Source organism: Brevibacterium ammoniilyticum, from assembly GCF_038429965.1.
Taxonomy (GTDB): domain Bacteria; phylum Actinomycetota; class Actinomycetes; order Actinomycetales; family Brevibacteriaceae; genus Brevibacterium; species Brevibacterium ammoniilyticum.
Window position 1 is genome coordinate 1 of sequence record NZ_BAABNP010000037.1, and the last position, 2,689, is coordinate 2,689.

The window sequence follows — 2,689 nt, forward strand, 5'->3', positions numbered from 1 at the left end:
CAGAATGAGTTCTGACCACCCCGGTCAACTTCGACACTGCCTACTATGGCAGCGAAGCCCCTGTTACATTTGGAGATCCTCGAAGTGACAATTCGTCCATTGGTGAAGGCGAGTTCGCTCGCCCTGGCCCTTGCTATCGCATTGCCAACCTCATCCCCAGTCCAGGCACAGACCTCTTCAGGCCTTCTTGAGCGACCAGACGATGCTCAAGTGGCCCTTGACAACTCGCAGACAAGGCCGATCGCGATGCCCACCGCACTTGATACCAGCGACGAAGAGGTCACATGGCGCCGCGATGGCGTCGTGACATCTCTAAGCGCAGATGGACGCTTGCGAGCCTCCACCAGCGTCGATGATCGAGTCGATGTTGGACTCTCGGTGACAGAACATGCCGCACCGAACGATACGTCTGTGACAACCGATGGCACCACCGTCATGCTTCGAAACGGGTCCGAGACAGCTCACGCGATGCAGATCCTCGACAACGGCGCGATCGGTGCCAGTGTACTTTTGGCCGGGCCTGACGCCGCGAGGACGACCCAGTACGATTTCACTGAGGATGTTGCACCTGTTCTGCAGAAGACCGGTGCGGTGGCGCTGTACAAGGATGACGTACTGGTCGGCGTGGTCGAACAACCGGTTTCGCACGACGCTTCCGGGGCCGAAGTCGACTCTCGCTATTCTGTCGAAGGGAATCGACTGGTGCAGACCGTGGATCCCGACCCGAAGAGCGCTTACCCGATTGTGGCGCAGGCTGCGGTCGCCGTCTTCTACACGAGGGGTGACTATGTCCATGTCACTAGAGGTCAGGCTTCAGGTCACGGGTGGTGGATCAAAGGCACGACCAAAGCTACGAAAGCGAAGGTCACAGTGCAGCTCCAGTACAAGCCGAAGAAGACTTCGTCGTGGAACAGAAGGGGCAAGGCTGGAGTGACGACAATCGGGCCGGGCACTTCGAAGAGAGCCAACGCCCGGATGACGTGTAGGTCGCAGGGTAGGAAACAATGGCGTAGCTGGGTGGATGTCGATCTCATCGGATACCTCGATTCGCCCAATAAGTACTACACAAGCGCAAGGACTCTTAAGTGCACATTGTGAAAGGTTCGACTGACCCAATCATCGTAAGTCTCGACGGTACATTGGAGCTCACGGAGGACGTCCACAGAGGAATCCAAGCCGGCGAAATCGACGAGGAAGGTGCGTTCGCGCGCTTCTTCGGACTATGCACGGCTTTGAGCCCGCAGAGCTCCGCCAACGAGGCGTTCGAAGCACATGAGGGCTTCTGGGAATTCGCCGGTGCTGAGACTCTGCGAACCCTGAGGGGGGAGCTTGGATGGTTTCAGATCGAACATCTTGGAGGAGTTCCACCATCCATGCTTGTGCCGCTGTTCCTTCATGCAGCTGCCGATACCGTCGCCCAGTTGGGGAGCCTGTCGATATCGTCGTTCAACATTCAGATCCCGGAGGTCGTTGCACCGGTCGACTCCGTGTGGATCCAGACGCTCCTCGACCAGTTCGCAGCAGTCGACGGTGCGACAGAGCCAACCGAAGCCACCGTGAACCTGTTTACGCCTCCACGGGCGCGATTACGCGATTCCGCGGTCGAAAATTGGTTTGAAGCCACGCATACCGGCGATATCGTGCTCCGTGCGCTGACCGACGAAAACTCTAGGGCCACGTTCGATGACCGGTGGGCGTTGCGTTCATCACCGATGGTGTTACGTGCAGTATTCGATGTTCCCGAGTGGTCTGCTGCGAGTGCGTCGACGCTTGTTGCCTTCATGCTCGAAGCTGCGCGAGCAAGTAACATCGTCGGTCCGGTCATCGTCAATGTAGGCCGTAGCGAGTCTGTCTGAAGCAGTTCGGCATATGTCATCTGAAGATCTGTCGTTTTCGGCCCTATCGTGATTGAAGGTGCAGAACCGGCCTGAATCCGCCGGACTCGAGCGGACAACTGGCGATGTAGTGTGTCATGCCACTGAACCCCAAAGCCGATCCGCGGGGATGCTCGAGCCTGCCGTTGAATCTCCTATGTTTGTTGAGCGTCGAACTGGGCGTGGGCAGCAGTGTTGAGGTGCGGGTAGATCTCGCGAGCTAGGTAGCGTTTGAGGCATCGGAGGATCTCTCGGAGCGTGCGGCCTTCTACGGTTTGGCGCTCGACGTAGGCACGGGTGCGGGGAACCATCCGCGTGGGTGTGACGAAGGCCATGTGCAAGGTGTCATGCCCCGGGGATAATAGAGGCAGGGAGATTGGAAGAAGCAGATTCTCTCTTGCCAGTGAAACACACCTACGAACTCAAGGCTCGGGCCGTCGAGCTCGTCTTCCACGCCCAGGCCGATCCGGACACCGCGAACGGGGCGATCACCCGTGTAGCGAAGGAACTCGGCCTGGGCAAAGAGACCCTGCGAGTCTGGGTGCGTAAGCACAAGGACTCCGGTAGACCCACACCGACTGAGTCAGACAATATGAGGACCTTGTGAAACGGGGCCCTCGGATGCAACCTTGACCTCATCCGTCGTCCCGACAGTCGGCAGAGCGTGCGTCAGCGTATCCCGGAGTAGGGTGAAGCACGTCGAGGTCCTCGGTAGTTGATCAGAGAGTTAACGGGCTCTTCGCAGCTGAGAGTGTAGTCGGGTTGGGCGCGTCGGTCGCTGGATAGGGGTCGAGGCCCTCCGAGGATGGAAGTTC

Annotated in this window: 3 protein-coding genes; all 3 read left to right on the top strand. The window is 58.6% G+C overall.

Translation table 11 applies throughout. The features are described from left to right. Positions 1–45: 45 nt before the first annotated feature. A complete protein-coding gene (locus tag AAHA49_RS17750) occupies positions 46–1,098 on the top strand; it encodes a hypothetical protein (protein ID WP_259801666.1) in 1,053 nt (350 codons plus the stop codon). Continuing rightward, positions 1,086–1,856 carry a thioredoxin domain-containing protein gene (locus AAHA49_RS17755; RefSeq protein WP_259801664.1) on the top strand — a complete coding sequence of 257 codons (771 nt, stop codon included), beginning with the start codon at positions 1,086–1,088 and terminating at the stop codon, positions 1,854–1,856. Before AAHA49_RS17750 ends, AAHA49_RS17755 begins: the two co-directional genes overlap by 13 nt. A 421-nt stretch (positions 1,857–2,277) precedes the next feature. Then, entirely contained in the window at positions 2,278–2,481 is a 204-nt protein-coding gene (locus tag AAHA49_RS17765) for a transposase (protein WP_342039175.1), read from the top strand. The last annotated feature ends 208 nt before the right edge of the window (positions 2,482–2,689 follow it).